13 protein-coding genes are annotated in these 13,243 nt (G+C 71.4%); 6 read left to right on the top strand and 7 right to left on the bottom strand.

Features of this window, described 5'->3' with window-relative positions; all coding sequences use genetic code 11:
• The first annotated feature begins 163 nt into the window (after window positions 1-163).
• Both OHN19_RS03770 and OHN19_RS03775 read left to right on the top strand, forming a co-directional pair.
• Entirely contained in the window at window positions 164-868 is a 705-nt protein-coding gene (locus OHN19_RS03770; RefSeq protein ID WP_330262732.1) for a helix-turn-helix domain-containing protein, read from the top strand.
• Between the two features lie 232 nt (window positions 869-1,100).
• Window positions 1,101-2,009: an SCO2400 family protein gene (locus OHN19_RS03775; RefSeq protein WP_330262733.1), complete on the top strand. Its 909-nt coding sequence runs from the start codon at window positions 1,101-1,103 to the stop codon at window positions 2,007-2,009.
• A gap of 23 nt (window positions 2,010-2,032) precedes the next feature.
• Here the strand turns inward: OHN19_RS03775 and OHN19_RS03780 are convergent, their stop codons facing one another.
• Window positions 2,033-3,151 carry an SGNH/GDSL hydrolase family protein gene (locus tag OHN19_RS03780; protein WP_330262734.1) on the bottom strand — a complete coding sequence of 373 codons (1,119 nt, stop codon included), beginning with the start codon at window positions 3,149-3,151 and terminating at the stop codon, window positions 2,033-2,035.
• A gap of 192 nt (window positions 3,152-3,343) precedes the next feature.
• A complete protein-coding gene (locus tag OHN19_RS03785; RefSeq protein ID WP_330262735.1) occupies window positions 3,344-4,099 on the bottom strand; it encodes a hypothetical protein in 756 nt (251 codons plus the stop codon).
• Between the two features lie 150 nt (window positions 4,100-4,249).
• On the opposite strand from OHN19_RS03785, the gene OHN19_RS03790 reads away from it, so the two are divergent.
• Genes OHN19_RS03790 through OHN19_RS03800 form a run of 3 tightly spaced genes read left to right on the top strand, consistent with a single transcriptional unit; the run spans window position 4,250 to window position 5,776 of the window.
• Window positions 4,250-4,612 carry a metalloregulator ArsR/SmtB family transcription factor gene (locus tag OHN19_RS03790; RefSeq protein ID WP_330262736.1) on the top strand — a complete coding sequence of 121 codons (363 nt, stop codon included), beginning with the start codon at window positions 4,250-4,252 and terminating at the stop codon, window positions 4,610-4,612.
• Complete coding sequence (locus OHN19_RS03795) at window positions 4,596-5,111, top strand: SRPBCC family protein (RefSeq protein WP_330262737.1); 516 nt, start codon at window positions 4,596-4,598, stop codon at window positions 5,109-5,111. Before OHN19_RS03790 ends, OHN19_RS03795 begins: the two co-directional genes overlap by 17 nt.
• Window positions 5,111-5,776: a dihydrofolate reductase family protein gene (locus OHN19_RS03800; protein ID WP_330262738.1), complete on the top strand. Its 666-nt coding sequence runs from the start codon at window positions 5,111-5,113 to the stop codon at window positions 5,774-5,776. The genes OHN19_RS03795 and OHN19_RS03800 overlap by 1 nt, the downstream gene beginning before the upstream one ends.
• Window positions 5,777-5,823: 47 nt before the next feature.
• On the opposite strand, the gene OHN19_RS03805 is transcribed toward OHN19_RS03800, so the two are convergent.
• Window positions 5,824-6,789 carry an alpha/beta hydrolase gene (locus OHN19_RS03805; RefSeq protein ID WP_330262739.1) on the bottom strand — a complete coding sequence of 322 codons (966 nt, stop codon included), beginning with the start codon at window positions 6,787-6,789 and terminating at the stop codon, window positions 5,824-5,826.
• A 393-nt stretch (window positions 6,790-7,182) separates the two neighbouring features.
• A complete protein-coding gene (locus tag OHN19_RS03810) occupies window positions 7,183-8,508 on the bottom strand; it encodes an MFS transporter (protein ID WP_330262740.1) in 1,326 nt (441 codons plus the stop codon).
• Between the two features lie 187 nt (window positions 8,509-8,695).
• On the opposite strand from OHN19_RS03810, the gene OHN19_RS03815 reads away from it, so the two are divergent.
• Complete coding sequence (locus tag OHN19_RS03815) at window positions 8,696-9,694, top strand: LacI family DNA-binding transcriptional regulator (protein ID WP_330262741.1); 999 nt, start codon at window positions 8,696-8,698, stop codon at window positions 9,692-9,694.
• Between the two features lie 17 nt (window positions 9,695-9,711).
• Here the strand turns inward: OHN19_RS03815 and OHN19_RS03820 are convergent, their stop codons facing one another.
• The 3 genes from OHN19_RS03820 to OHN19_RS03830 are packed head-to-tail and all read right to left on the bottom strand — an operon-like array spanning window position 9,712 to window position 13,234.
• Entirely contained in the window at window positions 9,712-10,551 is an 840-nt protein-coding gene (locus OHN19_RS03820) for an ABC transporter ATP-binding protein (protein ID WP_419249502.1), read from the bottom strand.
• On the bottom strand, window positions 10,548-12,296 hold the full coding sequence (locus OHN19_RS03825; RefSeq protein ID WP_419249503.1) for a dipeptide/oligopeptide/nickel ABC transporter permease/ATP-binding protein: 1,749 nt from the start codon (window positions 12,294-12,296) through the stop codon (window positions 10,548-10,550). The genes OHN19_RS03820 and OHN19_RS03825 overlap by 4 nt, the downstream gene beginning before the upstream one ends.
• Window positions 12,293-13,234, bottom strand: coding sequence for an ABC transporter permease (locus OHN19_RS03830; protein ID WP_330262742.1), 942 nt, complete (start codon window positions 13,232-13,234; stop codon window positions 12,293-12,295). The genes OHN19_RS03825 and OHN19_RS03830 overlap by 4 nt, the downstream gene beginning before the upstream one ends.
• Between the last annotated feature and the right edge of the window lie 9 nt (window positions 13,235-13,243).

Here is a 13,243-nt window from a genome sequence, read left to right on the forward strand (position 1 = left end):
GGGAGACGGAGGAAGAGCCGCGCGGTGAGGTGATGGAACAGCCGTGGTCCATATTCGGTCAACCCTGTTGACGTAAGGGGGACTGGAGCCGTTCACTGTGCGGGCCCGGTCGAGTCACCGTGCCGGCCCGGTCGGGTCGCCGGCCTTGTGAGGAGCCCTTCCCATGACCAGCCGTGTCCCGCAGGAGCGCCGGCGTCGGCGTCCCACCCGCTCCGGAGTCCTGCTGTCCGAGGACCTGATCGTGCAGACCGCGCTGCGTCTGATCGGCGAGCACGGGCCGGAGGCGCTGAGCGTGCGGCGGCTCGGTGCGGCGCTCGGCTGTGATCCGACCGCGCTCTACCGCTACTTCCACGACACCGACGACCTGGTCCTCGCCATCGCCGACCGGATCATCGGCGACGCGATGGACGGCTTCGTGCCCGGGGACGACTGGGTGGCATCGCTGCGCGAGATGGCCCTGCGGGTCCGTGCGGGATACCTCGCCCATCCGCGGGCCGCCGCGCTGGCCGCGCACCGGGTGACCCGGCGCAGGAGCGAGATCCGGGCGGTGGACATGGGCATCGGGCTGCTGCTGTCGGCGGGCTTCGAGCCGGCCGCCGCCGCCCGGCTGTATCTGGCCTTCATCGACACCGTGCTGAGCCACGCGGCCACCGACGCGGCGTTCCAGGCACTCCCCCGGCAGCAGCGCGAGGCCGATCACCGGGCCTGGCGGGACGTCTACCAGGACCTGGACCCGCGGACGTACCCGGCCCTCACCGCCGTACGCCGGGAGCTGCCGGGGATGGCGGACAGCTCGTTCGAGGAGGCGGTGGAACTTTTGCTGGAGGCGTTGGCGGCCCGGGCACCGGGGACTTCGTCGGGGGCGTGACGGTTCACTTCGCGACACGTGGGGCACGGGGCCTGAGCGGATCCCCGGGACGAGGGGGCCGCACGACGGACACCAGGGCGCGAATGTGACGTAAGGCCTTCGTGCCCACGGCACCCCTCTGACATCTGCGCAGGAGCATCACACAGGCTGCACACCGCCTTTCGAAAGCGTCGCTACTTTTACCTCGGCTCGATCCCCCGTGCGAACGAGACCGGCCACGGCCATCGGGCCGATGGTGCAGTCGACTCAGGAAGACCAGATGGACTACTGCTCCTCGTGCCGTCGGCATCTCAACGGCGCCCTGGCGTGTCCCGGATGCGGCGCCTACGCCCCGGACATCGCTCCCCCCGCCCACGTCTACGCGACGACGGGCACGGCGGCAACGGCCTGGGACGAAGCACCCACCTGGCACGAAACGGGTCTCCACGAGGAGCCGGCCGCCGAGACCGGCCTCCCGTCCGAGGACGTGGCGGACGCGCCGGTGGTCACGGAGGGCCGGGCGGCACGGCGGCGCCAGCGGGCCCGCTGGAAGAAGAACCAGCGCAAGGCCGTGGTCGCGACCGCGGTCGCCCTCGTCGGTGGCGGCCTGACCGTCTCCGCGATGCACCAGGGAGCCAACACCCGCACCCAGGCGGCCACTTCGCCGGACAACCGGGCCATGGGCGGATCGGAACTGCCCACCTCGGACGACGTCCTCCCGGCCTCGACCTCGGCCGGGACGCACCGGTCCACCACGGACACGCCCGCGACGACGACCGGCAAGCACCGGCGCACGACGGACTCCGCGTCCACCGCGAACGGTTCGTCGGTCCACACCGACTCCGTCACCGCTCCCACGCCCACGGCGACGACCGCCTCGCAGTCGCAGTCCCGCTCGGGATCCACCCTCTCGACGTCGACATCGGCCGGCTCGGGCTCGACCGGCACGTCCGCCGGGACGACGGTGCAGACGCCTTCGTCCACGGCGACCGACAGCTCGACGACCACCACCACGGGCACGTCGGAGACCGCCACGGGGTCGGGCACCGGCACGAGTTCGAGCACGAGTTCCGGCAACTCCCAGACGTCGGGGTCGGGTTCCTCCACGTCCTCGACCGATCCGTCGGGGCTGTGCGTGCTCAACCTGCTCTGCATCAGCTGAACATCAGCTGACCACCGGCAGCGCTACCAGCACAGCTCCAGCGCGGCGAGGCGGTCCGCCAGCAGTCCGGAGATGATCCGGTGGTCCTGCGCGGAGGGATGCCAGTCGCAGCCGAGGTGGTCCAGGGCCGGGTCGTCGTAGTACCAGTGGGCGACCCGGTCGTCGCCGCGCGCGTTACGGGTCCGGGCGATCCGCTCGACGGTCTCCGCGAAGGGGGTCGAGCCCAGTGCGGTGGCGCTGACCAGCAGGAGGGTCCGGGGGCCGTAGCGGGCGCGCAGTGTGTCGAGGAAGCCGTGGTAGGCGGACTCGTAGGCCGTGACCAGTTCGCTCTGCGTGGCCCAGGGCTCGCCGGGGTTGAGGGGTGTCGAGAAGTCGTTGAGGCCCAGTCCGACGACGACCACCTGCGGTCGCCAGCTCGCCGGTTTCCGCCAGACGTCTCCCGCCACGGCGAGCAGGGCCCGGTCGTAGTAGGTGCGGAAGTCGGTGCCGGGGCTGCTGCCGTTGTAGTTGCGGACCATGCCGCGGCCGGAGAAGGCGTTGATCTGGTAGTCGGCGCCGAGGCGTTGGGCGGTGAGGGCGCCGAAGGAGAGGTCGGTGTCGGTGTTGCGGTCGACTCCCCCGTTGGCCGAACAGTCACGGGTCGTGGACAGGTTGCCGTAGCCGGCCGTGTAGGAATCGCCGATAAACTCGATCTGTCTGCGCCGGGGCGGGGGCGGGGCGAGGACCGCGCCGCCGGGGGCGGCCACGAAGCCGCCGAACCGGCCCTCGGACCAAGGGCTTTCGGTTCGCTTGACGAGCCGCACGCGGTGCTCGGCGTGGGTGAGTCCCCTGATCCAGGCGGTGGTACGGCCGGGGGTCACGAGGGTGGTCGTGGTCCTGCCGTCGATCTGTACGTCGTAGTCGTTGACGGAGTCGTCGAGGACGAGGCCGACGCCGGTACCGCGGAACCGGCCCTCGAAGTAGATCCCGGGCCAGCTGTACCGCACGAGTCCGTCGGCGGCGGCCTCGACGCGGCCCACGGTGTGGAACCGGGGCGGGGCGGCGGAGGCCCGCGCGGGGACGGCGACACCGGCGACCAGGCCGGCAGCGGCGGCGGTCACCAGGGTACGGCGGGACAGGTGACGGGGCTGGGGCGTCTGCATGTGGCCATCCTTCGGTGGGGGACGGTCCGAACGAGGTGCGGGTGCGGTGACCTGACCCTGCGGCGCGGGAGCGCTCCCACGCCGCCCGACGTATTTCAAGGTGACCGCACGCCACCTCACCGTCAACCCCAGCAACCGAGTTGTCGCCACTCCCCTGTCGTCAGCCTTCAACTCCCTTTCCCCCGGGGCGACTCACTTCACCGGCGGGAGTTCCTCCAAGGGGGCGACGGCGCGGCCGCCGCGTATCAGGGGAAGGCCCCGCACCAGCCGGTCGATCATGTGCTCGTAGCGCAGGCGGGTTTCGGCGAGGTGGGTGTCGTCGCCGGGGTCCTCGCCGTCGGCCAGGAGGATCTCGGGCACCAGGAGGTCGGAGAGGGCGGCGTGGGGCGCCGGATCCTCGACGGTCACGCCGTGGTCGTCGAGGTCGAGGTGGTCGGGAACCAGGGCCCGTCCACGCAGCCGGCCGCCGATCTCGGGCACGAACTCGTCCCACAGGATCGCCAGTGCGGCCCGCAAGTCCCCCTGGACGTCGACGAGTTGGTCCGTGGAGTTGCCGACGAAGGCCTCGACCTCGATGTCGCCCTGGACCAGGAGGTACGACGAGCCGGTGAGGACGAGGTTGGCGGCGGTGAGATCGCCGAGCACGATCAGCGAAGGGCTGCCGTCCTCCAGGTTGAGGATGTTGCCGTCGACGTGCAGGTCGCCGTCGATGACGTATCCGGTGACCGCGCCGTCGATCCCCTCGTACTCGGGCCTGCCGCCCGCCTTGATCCAGGGGTTCAGGTGCCGGTACTGGTGATCGTCCAGCCAGAGCGAGCCGGGCAGCGCCGCGGGTCCCGGGTGCAGGATGTACTCGTCCTCGTACAGGCTGTCGTAGGTCTCCTGCGGAAACCCGCGCTCCTCGAACAGCGCGACCGTCTCCGCCCAGGTCCGGTAGATCGTCTCCATGGTCGGCACAGTAGACGCCCGCACCGACATCCTTGCCGCCGCAGACGCCGACCGCCGTGAAATACGCAGTCCGTTACGTACTTCTACTGAACGCGGGGGTCGGGTCAAGCCAACCGTTGACGCATGCCGATATGGGCATATGATGAGGCCATGGCACGAGCGGCGACGACCTCGGACGCGTTCAACGCGATCGCCGAACCGCAGCGGCGCGAGATCCTGGTGCTGCTGCGGGCCGGCGAGCGACCGGTGACCGACCTGGCACGGGACCTGGGGATGACCCAGCCGCAGGCGTCCAAGCACCTGCGGGTCCTGCGCGAGGTCGGCCTGGTGAAGGTCCGCGGGGCGGGCAAGCAGCGGCTGTACGGCCTGGACGCCCGCGGACTGCGGCCGATCCACGAGTGGGTGGGCGGCTTCGAGCGGTTCTGGAACGAGAGCTTCGACCGACTGGACGAATACGTACGGGAGTTGAAGCAGGCGCAGCAGGAGGGATCACACCATGGCGACGACGAGTAACGGCGGCGAGCCCGCGTCCGCGGACCGCGAGATCCTGATCTCCCGGGAGATCGACGCCCCGCGGGAGCTGGTGTTCGAGGCGTTCACGCGGGTCCGGCACCTGTCCCGGTGGTGGGGCCCTGAGGGGTTCACGACCACGACGCGGTCCTTCGAGTTCCGCGTCGGCGGGGAGTGGGACTTCGTGATGCACGGGCCGGACGGGACCGACTACCAGGAGTGGATCACCTGGCGGGAGATCGTCCCGCCGCAGCGGATCGAGCTGCTGCACGGCGAGTACCGTACGGACCCCCATGCCTTCGAGACGGTCCTGACCTTCGAGCCCCTCGGCGAGCGGACCCGGATCGCGATGCGCACGGTGTTCCCCACCAGGGAGCTGCGCGACGAGGCGGTGGAGAAGTACCACGCGGTCGAGGGCGGCGAGCAGACGCTGCGCAACCTGGAGGCCTACGTCGCCGACCTCACCCGGACCGGAACCGCACCGAAGGGGGCGGACGACTGATGCCGGGGAAGGTGTTCTTCAGCGTGACGATGTCGCTCGACGGCTTCATGGCACCGGAGGACGTGCCCGTCGAGGTCGTCTTCTCCTCCGCGGGCCGGGACGACCCGAGGGCCCGGCGCTGGATGGCGCAGTGGTCGGAGTTGCAGGCGTGGATGTTCCCGCTGCGGTGGTTCCGGGAGAACCTCGGGCTCGGCGACGGCGGCGAGGAGGGACCGGACAACGACCTCGCGCGAGCGACGTACGAGCGCACCGGCGCGAGCGTGATGGGCAGGCGGATGTTCGACGCGGGCGAGCTGGCATGGCCGGAGGAGGCACCGTTCCACACCCCGGTGTTCGTCCTCACCCACACCGGGCGTGACCCGTGGGAGCGGCCGGGCGGTACCACCTTCCACTTCGTCACCGACGGCATCGAGAGCGCACTGCTCCGGGCCCGCGAGGCGGCCGGCGACCGCGACGTACGCATCGCCGGCGGCGCCGAGACGATCCAGCAGTACCTGGACAGCGGCCTGATCGACGAGTTCTCGATCACCCTCGCCCCCGTCCTCCTCGGCACCGGCATCCGCCTGTTCGACCATGTGGACCCCGACCGCCTCACACTGACGCAGTCCCGCACGGACGGGTCAGCGCGGGTGACGCACCTGACGTACACCGTCCGCAAGCGGTAGCCGAGATTCCGGGGTTCCCGCACACCGGGGTCCCCGCTCGGCGGGGGTCACTCCCCCAGCAGTCGGCGCAGCCACCGCAGCCTTGCCGCGCGGGCTTCCTGGGACAGGGCGGCCCGCGGCACCATGCCGTCGAATCCGTGGAAACCGCCGGGCCACACATGCAGTTCGGCGATGCCGCCCGCGTGCCAGATGCGGCTGGCGTAGGCGATGTCCTCGTCGCGGAAGGTCTCGGCCGAACCGACGTCGATGAAAGCCGGAGGCAGCCCGGACAGGTCGTGCGCGCGGGCGGGTGCCGCGTACGGTGACACGTCCGCGGTGCCCCGGGCGTCGCCCAGGAGCGCATTCCATCCCGTCTCGTTGGACGTGCGGTCCCACACGCCCAGGCCCGCCATCTGGTGGGCGGAGGGGGTGTCGTTGCGGTCGTCGAGCATCGGGCACATCAGCACCTGGCCGATCGCGCGCGGTCCGTTGCGGTCACGCGCGAGCAGTGCCACGGCCGCGGTGAGACCGCCGCCGGCGCTGCCGCCCGCGAGGATGATGCGGTCCGGGTCGCCACCGATCTCCTTGGCGTGCTCGGCCGTCCACAGCAGCCCCGCGTAGCAGTCCTCCACCGGGGCCGGATGTGGATGCTCGGGGGCGAGGCGGTAGTCCACCGACACGACGACCAGGCCGAGTTCCTCCGCCCAGTCGAGCGGCATGCCCAGCCGGTGGGTGCCGGCCACCATCCCACCGCCGTGGATGGTGTAGACGACCGGGCGTGGTTCGGTCGGGGCGGTGGGCCGGCAGATCAGCAGGGGCACCCCCGGTGCGCCCGGCGGGCCGGGGACGGTCTCTTCCCGGACTTCGAAGACACCGCCGCAGGCCAGTTCCTCGTTCGACGGTGGCGCGAAGGGACCGTCCGTCCGCCTGCCGTCCGCGATCATGTCCGGCGTGATCGTGGGGGGCAGAAAGACGTGGATCGCGTCGAGCTCAGCGGCGAGTTCGCGGTCGAAGGGCGGGGGGCGCATGGTCATCCGGGGTCTCCTCGTGGTGGGTTCGGTGGCGCGGTGGTCGCGGGGCCGGGGTACGGACGGGTGGTGTCCACGGCTCGCGGACGACGGCCTGAGCCCCGGCGACGGGTCGGGCCAGCGAGGCGGAGGTTCCGTGGGCGGGGGCTGGGTCAAGCGGGTCAAGCGGGTCAAGCGGGTCAAGCGGGTCAAGCGGACGGTTCCGAACGCGCGGGCAGGACAGGCCGGATCGGCCGGGTCAGGCGGACGCTTCCGCGCGCGGGGTGAGCGGCCGGATCGGGTCGACCAAGCGGACGGTCGCGTCGACAGGGAGGGGGGTGGGTCGGGCCGACAGAGCAGATGGCTCCATCGGCAGGGGCCGCCGGATCGGCGGAGGCCCCGCAGGTCGGGGCGGCCGGGTCAGGCCGCTGTTGCGGACGGTTGCGTCGGCACAGGTGCGGTGCGCAGTACGGGATCAGCCGTCCCCGCAGGCCCCTGTTCGGGCCCGGGCGCCACGGCCAGTCGCGGCACCCAGGCCAGCCCGATCACCGCCGCGCACAGCGCGCAGCCGAACAGCAGGCCGAAGAAGAGGCGGGTGTGGCCGAGGGCGAACGCAGGCGTGGCCAGGGCCGCGAGTCCGGCGACGGCCCGCGTGAAGGCCATGGTCACTCCGGTGGCGGTCGCGCGCAGCAGGGTCGGGAACAGCTCCTGGGTCCAGACCTTGTACACGGCCTCCCCCGCGAACGCGTTGCCCAGGCCGGACAGCAGCAGGACGGCGACGAGCGTGACCCTGTTGGCGCCGAACAGGGCGGGCAGCGCCCACGCGACGACGATCAACGCCGAGCCGACGGCGAACCAGGTGTGCCGGGCGGGCCGGTCGATGACCCGCAGGAAGGCCAGCCCGGCGAGGAAGCCGACGGGCAGCCCGAGGAGGGCGAGCCGGGAGAACTGCTCGACCTCTCCCCCGGCGAGGGCGGTCCAGAGGAAGGTGCCGAACTGGCCGAGGGTGTTCGCGCCGAGGTTCCAGGCCGCGTAGTACAGGCCGGTCGCGAGGAGCGCATGGACGACCGGGGGCCGGAACAGCTCCCTGACGCGGCTGAACTCGACGTTCTCGGAATCGACTGTCGGGTGCGAGTGGGCGGTGTGCCGTGCGGCGGACCATTCCGCGGACTCGGCGAGGGTGCGGCGCAGCAGCAGGACCACGATCGCCACCAGGAGCAGGTGGGCGAAGAGAATGCGGCCGCCACGCAGGCCCTGCACGCCCAGGAAGGAACTCAGGCCGAGTACGGCGACGATGCCGGCGAGCCAGAGCATGCCGGAGAACACCACCATCGTGCCCTTCCTGCCCGGCGGCGCCTCTTCGTTGGCCAGCGCCAGCGACACGGGCAGGTCCGCGCCTATGGCCACACCGGTGGCCAGGACACCGGCGTACAGCGGAACCGGTCCGGTCGCCACGAGGAGCAGCCCCGTGCCGGCGGCGTAGAGCAGGAGGGAGAAGGTGAAGATCCTCCGGCGGCCGAACCGGTCGCCCAGCCGGCCTCCCAAGAGCGCGCCGGCCGCGAACGCCAGGGTCTGGAGCCCCAGCAGCGTGCCCACGGTTCCCGGACCGAGGCCGAGGGGAACCGCGTAGTAGCCGCCGATCGCGATGCCCGAGGTCACCAGCGCTCCGGCGTCCAGATAGGACGCCATGCCCGCGAGGACCGCCGTCTTCCAGGGGCTGCTCGCCCGGGCCTTCACATCGGACATGTGGCCTCCTCGAGGGGAACAGGGTGGGGGCCTGGCCGCAGGTCGTTCCGACCTGAGCCGGACATGTGCCGAGGGGCGGCCTACTCGTTTCACTTACGCGTGCCAGTAAGGCCGGTCTGGCAGGTAAGCTAACCCCGGCCATGGGCTTTGACAAGAGGCGGATCCGAGGGCGGGGCTGGTGACCGGGGTGTCCGAAGTCAGACGGGTGACCAGCGCGGATGTGGCGCGGGAGGCCGGGGTGTCCCGCGCCACCGTGAGCTATGTCCTCAACGACGCTCCGCACCAGAAGATCCCCGAGGCCACCCGGCAGCGGGTCTGGGAAGCGGCGGGCCGCCTCGGTTACGCGCCCTCGGCCGCCGCGCGAGCCCTGCGGATGGGCCGTTCGGACATCGTGCTCGGGCTGCTGCCGGACTGGCCGATCGAGCACGTCCTCGGGCAGCTGATCCAGCGGCTGACCAACTCCTTCGCCGAGCACGGGCTGACCTTCGTGGTGCATTCGTCGGCCCGCCCGGCCCGCCCGCTGCGGGAGCTGTGGAAGTCCATTTCGCCGGCGGCGGTCCTGGCGCTCCAGGACTTCCCCGAGCCGGAGGCCCGGGCGATGCGGGCCGCCGGGATCGAGGTGGTCATGGCGATGCACGGCACGTTCCCGGGCGAGAAGCCCGCTCCCTTGGTGTCCGAACAGCCGATCGGCGCCGTACAGGCCCGCCACCTGGCGGCGGCGCACCGGCGCCTCGGCTACGCCTACCCCGATCTGCCGGGGCTCGACGTCCTCGCACAGCCGCGGCTCGACGGCGTCCGCAAGGTCTGCGCCGAGCTGGGCCTGCCCGAGCCCGACGTCCGGACGGTGCCGCTGGAGGCCCGGGGGGCCGCCGAAGCGGTGAAGGCGTGGCTGGCCGAGGAGCCGGCGGTGACGGGGGTGTGCGCCTTCAACGACGACATCGCCCTCGCGGTGCTCGCCGGCCTCGGCCACCTCGGTCTGCGCGCCCCGCAGGACCTGGCGGTGATCGGTGTCGACGACATCCCCAACGCGTCGCTGGCGCAGCCGCCGCTGACCACTGTCTTCCGCGACACGAACACCATCGCGCGGAACATGGCCCGCCGCGTGGTCGACACCCTCGACGGAAAGCCGGTCTCCACCGAGCCCGTCCAGGACGAACTCGGCATCCGCATCAGGCAGTCCGCCTGATCGTCTCCCCCCGCGGCTCACCGCGCGCTTGCCTCGAGCTCGGTCCGCTGCTTGCGACGGGCGCGTTGCAGGACCGGGTCCGGGACGGGGGCGGCGGCCACCAGGCGGCGGGTGTACGGGTGCCGCGGGCGGCCGCACACGTCGACGCTGGGGCCCTCCTCGACGATGCGTCCGTGCTGGAGTACCAGGGTGCGCGCCGCGAACTCCTTGACCACGGCGAGGTCGTGGGTGATGAAGAGATACGAGCATCCGAGGGTCTGCTGGAGCTCGGCGAGGAGGTTCAGGGCGGCGGCCTGCGTGGTCACGTCGAGGGCGCTGGTCGGCTCGTCACAGATGATGATCCGGGGGTGGCGGGCCACCGCCCGGGCGATGGCGATGCGCTGGCGCTGGCCTCCGCTGAACTGGGCCGGGTAGCGGTCGACCGCGTCCTCGGGCAGGCCGACGCGGCGCAGCAGCTCGGCGATGCGGTCGTGGACCTCCTGGCGTGGCAACGCCGAGCCGGTGAGCAGGGGTTCGGCCAGGATCCGGCCCACCGGCAGCGACGGGTTGAGGGAGCCGTAGGGGTTCTGGAAGATGGCCTGGAGGTCTGCGGACAGCAGGCGGCGGGCCCGTCCGGTGAGGTGGGCGATGTCCCGGCCGTCGAGCAGGACGCGTCCCGCGCTGACCGGGGTCAGTCCCAGGACCGCTTTGCCGATCGTGGTCTTGCCCGAGCCGGACTCGCCGACGAGCGCGACCGTCTCGGCGTGTCCGACCTCGAAGGAGACGTCCTCGATGACCGTGGTCGGGGGCTTGCGGAAACCGCGGGACGGGTAGCGCACCGCGAGGCCGTCGACTTGGAGTACGGGTGTTCCGGTCACGCGATCCTGCCCTCGGTCCGAGCGATGCTGGGGGTGCTGTCGATGAGTGTCCTGGTGTAGGGGTGCTGAGGCCGGTAGAAGATGTCCTCGACCGGGCCCTCCTCCACGATCCGGCCCTGCTCCATGACGATCGCGCGGTCGCAGGTGTCGGCGACGACTCCGAGGTCGTGCGTGATCAGGATGATCGCCATGCCGCGTTCGTCGCGGAGCGTCCGGAGCAGGTCCAGGATGCCCGCCTGCACGGTGACGTCCAGTGCCGTGGTGGGTTCGTCGGCGATCAGCACCTTCGGTGAACCGGCCAGTGCCATAGCGATGGCGATGCGCTGGAGCATGCCTCCGGAGAGTTCGTGCGGGTACCGGCGCGCGACGTCGTCGGGGTCGCGCAGGTGGACGCTGGTCAGCAGGTCCCGGACCCGCAGGCGTACGGCGTCCTTCCCGCCGGAGGTGTCAGCGGTGCGCCGGACCACCTCGGACAGCTGGGAGCCGATGGTGAAGTAGGGGTCGAGGGCCATCATGGGCTCCTGGGAGACCAGGGCGATCTCGCGGCCGCGGATGCGCCGCAGTTCGCGTTCCGGCAGACCGCTGATCCGTGTGCCGGCCAGCCAGGCCGAGCCGCTCGTCACGGCGCCGTTGGGCGGCAGGAGTCCGAGCAGCGACAGGCCGGTGACCGTCTTCCCGCTGCCGGACTCCCCCACCAGGCCGAAGATCTCGCCCGGGCGCACGCTGAAGCTCACGGAGTCGACGACATCGCGCTGCCCCTGCCCGGTGGCGAAGGCGATCGAGTAGTCCCGGACGGTGAGCACGGCTCCGTCCGAGGGCGTGACGGCGTCTTCGGCGGTGACCGTGGTCTCCGGTCGCCGCATCCGGCCGCCGGTCGCCCGCTTCCGGTCCTGCTGGAGATCGCGCAACCCGTCGCCGAGCAGCCCGAAGGCCAGGGTCATCAGGCCGAGCACACCGCCGGAGACGAGGAGCAGATAGGGGTCCTGCTCCATGACCTGCGCGGCGTCGAAGACCATGCCGCCCCAGCTCGGCGCCGGTGCCGGAGTCGAGAGGCCGAGGAAGCCCAGGCCGGTCTGGATGGCGAGCGCGTTGCCCGCGAACAGGCAGACGGGGACGAGCAGTTGACCGGTCAGACCCGGGATGATGTGCCGGGCCATGATCCGTGCCGAGCCGAGCCCGGAGACCCTGGCGGCGTCCACGAACAGTTCCTCGCGCAGCGCCAGGCAGGAGCCGCGGATGAGCCGGGCGAGGTTGGCGGAGGCGAAGAAGCCGAGCGTGATCATGGCGGCGGCGTTGCTCTGGTGGAAGATCGCGAGGACGGCCAGCGTGAGGATGACGGCGGGAACCGACAGCATGACGTCCAGTACGGCGACGATGACCCGGTCGGTCCAGCCGCGCAGGTAGCCGGCCACCAGGCCGAGCGTCATGCCGAAGGCGGCGTAGACGAGGACGGCCAGGCCCACGCCGAGCAGGGTGGGCCGCCCGCCGTACAGCAACCGGCTCAGGACGTCGCGGCCGAGGCCGTCGGTGCCCAGCGGATGCCCGGCCGACGGTCCGGCCTGCGCGTGCAGGAGGTCCTGGGCGAGGGGCGGGTGCGGGGCCAGGACGGGGGCGAGGATCACGGCGGCGGTGATGCCGAGGATCACCAGGAGTGCCGCGGCGGTGAGGGGACGGCGCCAGATCCCCGCGAAGGGGTTGTTCCTGGCCCGTGGGGGTGCCGTCGGGGGTGGCTCAACTGTGGTCATTCCGTACGCACCTTGGGGTTCAGGAGGCCGTAGAGGACGTCGACGAGCAGGTTCACCACGATCACCATGGCGGTGAAGGCGAGCGCGACTCCCTGCACGACCGGCAGGTCGTGCTGGTTGGTGGCGTTGACGACGGTGGTGCCGAGGCCGGGCAGGGTGAAGACGTTCTCTATGAGGATCGTGCCGGGGATGAAGGTGATCATCGTGAGGCCGAAGGTGGTCACCACCGGCAACCCGCAACTGCGCAGCGCGTGCTTCCAGATGATGGCGGAGGGCCCGATCCCGCAGGCGCGCAGCGTTCGGATGTAGTCGAGCCCGAGGGTGGTGAGCATCGCGTCGCGGGTGACCTTGGCGATGAAGGCGACACCGCCGATGGACAGGGCGACCACGGGCAGGACGAGGCCGGCCGCCCACTGGCCGGGGGACTCGGCGAACGGGGTGTAGCCGGTGGCGGGGAAGACGGCGAACTTGACGGCGAACAGGGCCACGAGCAGCAGGGCGATCCAGAAGTTGGGCAGTGCGCCGCCCAGCAGGGACACCACGTCGACCAGGCGGCGGCTGAACCTGCCGCGTGTCGCGCTGTGGACGCCGAGCAACACGCCCACCAGGGCCGCGAGCCCGGTTCCGCCGATCACCAACGCCAGGGTCACCGGCAGCCGTTGGCCGATCAGCCCGAGCACGGACTCGTCGGTGAACAGTGAGGTGCCGAAGTCACCGTGCAGCACACCGCGCAGGTAGAGGCCGTACTGTGCGATGACCGGCTGGTCGAGGTGGAGTGCGGCCCGCAGCGCGTCGTACTGCTCCTGCGTCGCGTTGAGACCGAGGAGTGTGCGTGCCGGGTTGCCCGGCACGAACGACTCCAGGAGGAAGGTGATCGCGGAGACGACGACCAACAGGGGGACGGACAGGGCGAGTCTACGAACAATGATCGGCAGCATCGGTCCTCG

Source organism: Streptomyces griseorubiginosus (genome assembly GCF_036345115.1).
In the GTDB taxonomy this organism is placed as follows: domain Bacteria; phylum Actinomycetota; class Actinomycetes; order Streptomycetales; family Streptomycetaceae; genus Streptomyces; species Streptomyces griseorubiginosus_C.